This window comes from Micromonospora sp. NPDC048040, assembly GCF_055587185.1.
Map to the genome: position 1 here is coordinate 25,127 of NZ_JBVJGT010000067.1, position 6,256 is coordinate 31,382.

Genomic DNA, 6,256 nt, shown 5'->3' on the forward strand with positions numbered 1-6,256 from the left:
GACAGTGCCCAGATCCCTGGTCACCGGCGGCTTCGGCTTCGTCGGCAGTCACGTCGTCGAACGGCTGCTCCGCCGGGGTGACGAGGTCGTTGTCTTCGACCTCGCCGACCCGCCGCCCGACCTGGAGCACCCGCCGGGCGCGATCCGGCACGTCCGCGGCGACGTCCGGGACGCCGACGGGCTGGCGGCTGCCGCCACCGGGGTGGACGAGGTCTACCACCTCGCGGCGGTCGTCGGCGTCGACCGGTACCTCAGCCGGCCGCTGGACGTGGTCGAGATCAACGTGGACGGCACCCGGAACGCGTTGCGCGCCGCGCTGCGCGCTGGCGCCCGGGTCGTGGTGTCCAGCACGAGCGAGGTGTACGGGCGCAATCCGCGGGTGCCGTGGCGGGAGGACGACGACCGGGTGCTCGGCAGCACGGCGACGGACCGGTGGTCGTACTCGACGAGCAAGGCGGCGGCCGAGCACCTGGCGTTCGCGTTCCACCGGCAGGAGGGCCTGCCGGTGACGGTCCTGCGGTACTTCAACGTCTACGGCCCGCGCCAGCGCCCGGCCTACGTCCTGAGCCGCACCGTCGCCCGCCTGCTGCGGGGCGTTCCGCCCGTGGTGTACGACGACGGCCGCCAGACGCGGTGCTTCACCTGGATCGACGAGGCGGCCGAGGCGACCCTGCTGGCCGCCGCCCACCCGCGCGCCGTCGGCGAGTGTTTCAACATCGGCAGCAGCGTGGAGACCACCGTCGCCGAGGCGATCCGGCTGGCCGGCACGGTGGCCGGGGTGCCGGTGGCGGCCCAGACCGCGGACACCGGAGCCGGGCTCGGCGCCCGCTACCAGGACATCCCCCGCCGCGTGCCGGACTGCGGCAAGGCCGCCGCGCTGCTGGACTGGCGGGCCCGCGTGCCGTTGGTGACCGGCCTGCGCCGGACCGTCGAGTGGGCCCGCCGCAACCCGTGGTGGACCGCGCAGGCCGACGACGGACTGGTCGTCAGGTAGGTCGGGCCGGTGCGTCGGCCTTCACCGCCGGCGGGGTGGCGGGCGGGTCGGTCCGGCCAGGCACGGAAATCAACCGGGACACATTCCGACGAATCCGTGAACGGTTCACGAGATCGCCGACGACCGTCCGGTTTTAGCATTTCGACAAACTGACGAATAGATCATTGTGAACAGGGGACTGCCACGGCCGTGATGCCGCAGCCAGCGTCCTGTCGGCTATCTGAAGGGCTCGGAAAGATCGGCCGTCGGGCCGCTCGACCCGGGGCGGTCAGCCCTTTGACGGGGTGGCGGAGCCGCCGGTGCGCGTCGCCACGAAAAGGCCCCGGCCGGTCAACCAGCCCTCGACGTACGCGGACTCGCAGCCGGCCGCCGCGAACGCCGAGTCGTACTCCTCGCGGGTGAACATGGTGAGCAGGCCGACCTGGCTGAACTCCCGGATCCCGGCGGCGTCGCCGACGAGCCAGCGCTCCTCCATCCGCGTCACCCGCCCCTGCCGGGTGGACCGCGACACCCGCGCCACCGTGCGGCCCTCCTCGCGCACCAGGTCGCCGCCGACGTACCCGTCGATGAACCGCTCCGGGAACCACCACGGCTCGAGCACCAGCACGCCGCCCGGCGCCAGGTGGGCCGACATCGCGGCCACGGCGGCCCGCATCTCGGCCACCGTGCCGAGGAAGTTGACCGCGGTGAACAGGCAGGTCACCACGTCGAACGTGACGCCGAGGTCGAACGCCCGCATGTCCCCGGCGTGTAGGCGCACCCCGGGCAGCCGGTGCCGGGCGAGCGCCAGCATCGCCGGAGCCAGTTCGAGTCCCTCCACGTGGGGAAAACGGGCGGCGAAGGTCTCGAGGTGCGCGCCCGTGCCGCAGCCGACGTCGAGCAGCCGGACGGCGTCGGGGCGGGCGGCCAGGATCCGGTCGGCCACGTCCGTCGCCTCGTCGTGCCAGCTCTTGCCGCGGCCGCGGTAAGCGGCCTCGTACACCTCGGCGTGCTCCGGTCCGAACATCTCTCCCCCTCGCGGCGCGGCCGCCCGGTCCGTCAGCCGCCCCGGCGGTACCGACGGCCCGACCGGCCGAACCTGCGGCTTCTATAACCCCGGTCTGATATTGTCGTACCCGTGCACGCGTTCGACATCCTGGGCGATCCCGTCCGCCGGCGCATCATCGAGCTGCTGGCGGACGGCGAACTGTCGGCCGGCGAGGTCGGTGCGGTCGTGCAGCGCGAGTTCGGCATCTCCCAGCCCGGCGTCTCCCAGCACCTGCGGGTGTTGCGCGAGAACGGCTTCGCCACCGTCCGCCCCCAGGGCACCCGGCGGCTCTACGCGGTCGACCCCGCCCCTCTGCAGGAGCTCGACCGGTGGCTGGAGCGCTACCGACGCTTCTGGAACCAGCGCCTCGACGCCCTGGGCACGGAGATCGCGCGCGGTCGCGCCCGCCAGGGCGAGGGCCGCACCGGCGGGTCCGAGGGGCGCCGGCCGCGCCCCCGGGCGTCCGCCGACGGCCAGGACTAGGTGGTACGGGCAGTCGCCGACGGCCACGCCCAGGCGTCACGGGCAACCACGGACAGCCGCGACCAGGCGTCACGGGCAGTCGGCCCCGCCCGGTGGACGGGCGCCGGCGGGGCCGACACGGGCCGGCCCCGGCGGCGTACCGCCGGTCAGCCCGCGCTGCGGGAGGCGAAGTCCGGCAGCAGTCGGACGACCTCGTCGGGGCCCGGCATGGCGGCGATCTCGGCCGCCACGGCCCGCGCCCCGGTCTGGTAGCTCTCGTCGGTCAGCAGGCGCTTCGCGGCGCCCGCCACCGAGTCGGGGCTGATGTTGTCGGGCAGCAGATGGTCGCCGGCGCCGGCCTGCGCCACCGCCTGCGCGTTGGCGAAGGAGTCCCCCGCCCACGGGAAGGACAGCTGCGGTACGCCGGCGCCCAGGGCGCCGAGGGTCGTGCCGCTGCCGCCATGGTGCACCACCAGGTCGACGTGGGGCAGCAGGGCCGCCTGCGGGACCCACGACTCCAGCCGCACGTTGGCCGGCACGTCGCCCAGCCCGCTGACGTCGAGGGACGGGCCGCTGGCGACCAGGACGTCGGCGTCGAGGCCGGCGAGCCCATCGATCGCCGCCCGCAGCACCTCGACGGTGCCGCCGCTGGATGTGCCCAACGTCAGGTAGACCAGCGGGCGGGCGGTGCCGCGCGAGGATACCCAGGCCGGGAGGTCGCCCTGCTCGGCGAAGGGCACCGGGCGCAGCTCGTGGCGCCGCGGGCGGGCCCGGAACTCCGGCTCCTGCAGCGACGGCGGGAAGATGTCGATGAAGGGGTTGCCGAAGCCGTCGATGCGCCCAGGCGGCAGGTCGAGTCCGAGCCGCTGGGCCAGCCCCCGCACTTCCTCCTCGATGGACCGGGTCAGGTCGTCCGGCGTGTCCCGGCCGACCCCGTGGCAGATGGTCGGGATGCCGGCCTTGAGTGCGGCCAGCCCGGCGCCGTAGTTGCTGATCTCCTGCACCACGAGGTCGGGCCGCAGCCGCTCGATCACCGGCTGGAGCTCGTCGAGGACGCGCTGCGGGATGACCCGCCCGAACACGATCTGTGGCAGCTCGCTGAGCTGCTCGGGGGTCAGCCCCTCGGGGCTGTCGGTGTCGAAGCGGATCCGCAGCGCCGCCAGGAACCCGTCGAAGACCGGCATCCCGGTCGCGACCGGCTCGAAGCCCAGCTTCCGCAGGGTGCCCGCGAAGCCCTCGCCGGTGGCGAAGGTGACCTCGTGGCCCGCCGCACGGGCGGCCGTGGCCAGCGGCAGCAGGGGGTAGGTGTGGCCATGGGTTCCGAGACTGGCGAACAGCACACGCACGGTGATCACTTGCCTTTCCAGGAGTTGGCAGGGCGACCCGTCTACTTGATTCATATCTAGCACGCCGGCAAGTCGGTCTACAGTGGCTCATCTTGCGCAAGTCCCATGCGCGGGCAACGACCTGAGGATCACGGCCGGCGCGACCGTGTTGTGCCGACCCTACCCCTCCACTACGCTTGAAACTATCAAGTGATCTACGCAATGGAGGCTGCGGATGGACAGCGGCGACGGTCAGGACCTGCGTGCGTTCGTGCACGACTCACCGGAGGAGACGGAGACCACCCAGCGCCTGACGAAGCTCTTGACCAACTCCCCCATCCCGACGGAGGAACTGGTCAACAACCTCCCCCTGTTCCTGCGCCGCCACCAGATGACCGACCTGCTCTCCATGGACGCGCTCTACCGTGAGGTCCTCGACGTCCCGGGCGTGATCATGGAGTTCGGCGTCCGGTTCGGCCGTCACCTCGCCACCTTCGCCGCCCTGCGCGGTGTCTACGAGCCCTACAACCCGCTGCGGCGCATCGTCGGCTTCGACACCTTCACCGGCTTCCCCGACGTCAACGACGTCGACCGCGTCGGCCCGACGGCGTACGAGGGCCGCTTCGCCGTGCCCGGGGGCTATCCGGCGTACCTGAAAGAGGTGCTGGACGCGCACGAGTGCAGCGACTTCTTCGGCCACGTGACGCGGCGCAGCGTGCTCGTCGAGGGGGACGTCCGGGAGACGGTGCCGCGCTACCTCGCGGAGAACCCGCAGACCGTCATCGCGCTGGCGTACTTCGACCTCGACCTCTACGAGCCGACGAAGGCCGTGCTGGAGGCGATCCGCCCCTACCTCACCAAGGGCAGCATCATCGCCTTCGACGAGCTCGACAATCCGAAGTGGCCCGGCGAGAACATCGCGATGCGGGAGGTGCTCGGGCTGGACCATGCCCCGCTGCGCCTGCTGCCGGGCCGCCCGGCGCCGGCGTACCTGCGGTGGGGCGACTGACCGGCGAAGCCTGCCGCGGGGCCCGGGACGGCGACACCCGGCGGGAACCGCGGCGGTCGCGCGCGATTGACCGGACTACGTATAAACTATAACTTACGTTCGTGCCGACTTATGGAGGAGGATGGGCGGACCCCGTCTGACCCGCCCATCCGCCGCGCAGCGACAGTGAGGACGAGACATGACTCAGGAGAAGACCGCACCGGCCGCGAAGAGCACGACCACCAAGAGCACCGCCGCGAGGAAGCCGAAGCCCCCGAACTACGACCCGTTCGTCCGGCACAGCGTCACTGTCAAGGCCGACCGCAAGACCGCCTTCACGGTGTTCCTCGAAGGCTTCCCCGAGTGGTGGCCGAACAACTTCCGCACCACGAAGGTCGGGGCCCCGCTGGGCGTCGACAAGAAGGGCGGTCGCTGGTACGAGATCGACGAGCAGGGTGAGGAGCACACCTTCGGCCTGATCCGGAAGGTGGACTCCCCGGACACGCTGGTCATCGGCTGGCGGCTCAACGGCTTCGGCCGGATCGACCCGGACAACGCGAGCGAGTTCACCGTGACCTTCGTGGCCGACGGCCAGAAGAAGACCCGGGTGGACGTCGAGCACACCCACTTCGACCGGATGGGCACCAAGCACGCCAAGCGGGTCCGCAACGGCATGGACAAGGGCTGGCCGACGATCCTCCAGTCGTTCCAGAACAAGATCGACGAGGAAGGGGCGAAGAAGTGAACGGCCCGGTGGCATCAGGTCAGGCGACGGAGCGGGCCCTCGGCCGACGCACCATCCCGGCCGGCGAGGCCCGCAGCATCATCATCCGGCAGCGGTACGACGCGCCCGTCGACGAGGTCTGGAGCGCCTGCACCGACCCGAACCGCATCAACCGCTGGTTCATCGAGCCCAAGGGCGACCTCCGCGAGGGCGGCAACTTCGCCCTGCAGGGCAACGCCAGCGGCGACATCCTGCGCTGTGAGCCGCCGCGGCGGCTCACCATCAGCTGGGTGTACGAGGGCAAGCCGGACAGCGAGGTGGAGCTGCGACTCAGCGAGGAGGGCGACGGCACCCTGCTGGAGCTCGAGCACGCGACGACCTCGGAGCAGATGCTCGTGGAGGTCGGCATCGGCTGGGAGATGGCCCTCGACTTCCTCGGCATGTTCGTCCGGGGCGACCTGCCGGGCGGCCCGGTCCCGGAGGACGCGGCCGAGGAGTTCGAGCCGAGCCCCGAGATGATGCGGATCTCGCAGGAGCGCGGCGAGGCCTGGGCCGCGCTGGTCCAATCCGGTTCGTAGCCGGGCGACGGCTGCTCGACCGACCACGACGCGGCCCCGGACGGACTCACGTCCGTCCGGGGCCGGGGGGGGGGGGGGGGGGGGGGGGGGGGGGGGGGGGGGGGGGGGGGGGAAAGAAAAAAAAAAAAGAAGGGGAGGGGAGAAAGAAGAGGGGGAGA

Annotated in this window: 7 protein-coding genes; 5 read left to right on the plus strand and 2 right to left on the minus strand. The window is 71.9% G+C overall.

The window, feature by feature from the left end:
* Window positions 1-4: 4 nt before the first annotated feature.
* Complete coding sequence (locus ACZ6O2_RS32555; protein ID WP_350712412.1) at window positions 5-994, plus strand: NAD-dependent epimerase/dehydratase family protein; 990 nt, start codon at window positions 5-7, stop codon at window positions 992-994.
* A 268-nt stretch (window positions 995-1,262) separates the two neighbouring features.
* Here ACZ6O2_RS32555 and ACZ6O2_RS32560 read toward each other — a convergent pair whose 3' ends face one another.
* The gene (locus ACZ6O2_RS32560; protein WP_466025632.1) at window positions 1,263-2,000 is read right to left on the minus strand and encodes a class I SAM-dependent methyltransferase; all 738 of its coding nucleotides are present in this window, start codon (window positions 1,998-2,000) and stop codon (window positions 1,263-1,265) included.
* 111 nt (window positions 2,001-2,111) lie between these two features.
* Between ACZ6O2_RS32560 and ACZ6O2_RS32565 the strand changes: the two genes are divergently transcribed.
* Entirely contained in the window at window positions 2,112-2,504 is a 393-nt protein-coding gene (locus ACZ6O2_RS32565) for an ArsR/SmtB family transcription factor (RefSeq protein ID WP_350712414.1), read from the plus strand.
* Between the two features lie 146 nt (window positions 2,505-2,650).
* Here the strand turns inward: ACZ6O2_RS32565 and ACZ6O2_RS32570 are convergent, their stop codons facing one another.
* Window positions 2,651-3,838, minus strand: coding sequence for a glycosyltransferase (locus ACZ6O2_RS32570; protein ID WP_466025633.1), 1,188 nt, complete (start codon window positions 3,836-3,838; stop codon window positions 2,651-2,653).
* Window positions 3,839-4,043: 205 nt separating this feature from the next.
* Between ACZ6O2_RS32570 and ACZ6O2_RS32575 the strand changes: the two genes are divergently transcribed.
* The 3 genes from ACZ6O2_RS32575 (at window position 4,044) to ACZ6O2_RS32585 (ending at window position 6,098) form a co-directional block, all read left to right on the plus strand.
* Complete coding sequence (locus ACZ6O2_RS32575) at window positions 4,044-4,817, plus strand: class I SAM-dependent methyltransferase (RefSeq protein ID WP_350712416.1); 774 nt, start codon at window positions 4,044-4,046, stop codon at window positions 4,815-4,817.
* A 178-nt stretch (window positions 4,818-4,995) separates the two neighbouring features.
* A complete protein-coding gene (locus tag ACZ6O2_RS32580) occupies window positions 4,996-5,541 on the plus strand; it encodes an SRPBCC family protein (protein ID WP_466025634.1) in 546 nt (181 codons plus the stop codon).
* 8 nt (window positions 5,542-5,549) lie between these two features.
* Window positions 5,550-6,098, plus strand: coding sequence for an SRPBCC family protein (locus ACZ6O2_RS32585; RefSeq protein WP_350712418.1), 549 nt, complete (start codon window positions 5,550-5,552; stop codon window positions 6,096-6,098).
* Window positions 6,099-6,256: the final 158 nt, after the last annotated feature.